Source organism: Teichococcus oryzae, assembly GCF_008386565.1.
GTDB classification, from domain to species: Bacteria; Pseudomonadota; Alphaproteobacteria; order Acetobacterales; family Acetobacteraceae; genus Pseudoroseomonas; species Pseudoroseomonas oryzae.
On record NZ_VUKA01000082.1, the window covers coordinates 1 to 592 of the forward strand.

The window sequence follows — 592 nt, forward strand, 5'->3', positions numbered from 1 at the left end:
TCGAAATGCCTCGCTGTTCGGGCGCTGAGGTGATTCACTGGCTCCGGTCAGCGGAGGCAGTGGCGATGGCGAATCAGCCTGGCATCTTCGATGTCGATGAGCGGTATGCGGCCCTCTCTGCCGCCGGCGATCCGCTGGAACGTCTTGCGGCCGCGGTCAACTTCGAGGTCTTCCGGCCCGTGCTGGAGGCGGCGCTGGCACGGTCGGATCGCAGCCGTGGTGGACGCCCGCCCTATGATGCCGTGCTGATGTTCCGCATTCTGGTGCTGCAGGCGCTCTACAGCCTCTCCGACGAGCAGACCGAGTTCCAATTGCGGGACCGGCTGTCCTTCATGCGCTTCGCAGGTCTCGGCCTGCACCAGGCAGTGCCGGACGCCAGGACGATCTGGCTCTATCGCGAGCAGCTCAAGCAGGCGGGTGCCATCGAGGGGCTGTTCCGCCGCTTCGACGCGGTGCTGGCCGAGCAAGGCTATTTGGCCATGGGTGGGCAGATCATCGACGCGACCCTGATCGCGGCGCCACGCCAGAAGCTCACCATTGAGGAGAAAGCCACCATTCGCGAGGGCGGTACGCCGACGCACTGGTCAAAGGC

General features: G+C 65.5%; 1 protein-coding gene. It reads left to right on the forward strand.

The window, feature by feature from the left end; all coding sequences use genetic code 11:
• Window positions 1-65: 65 nt before the first annotated feature.
• Window positions 66-592: transposase (locus F0Q34_RS21620; protein WP_149814429.1), on the forward strand; the 527-nt coding region annotated here is incomplete at its 3' end.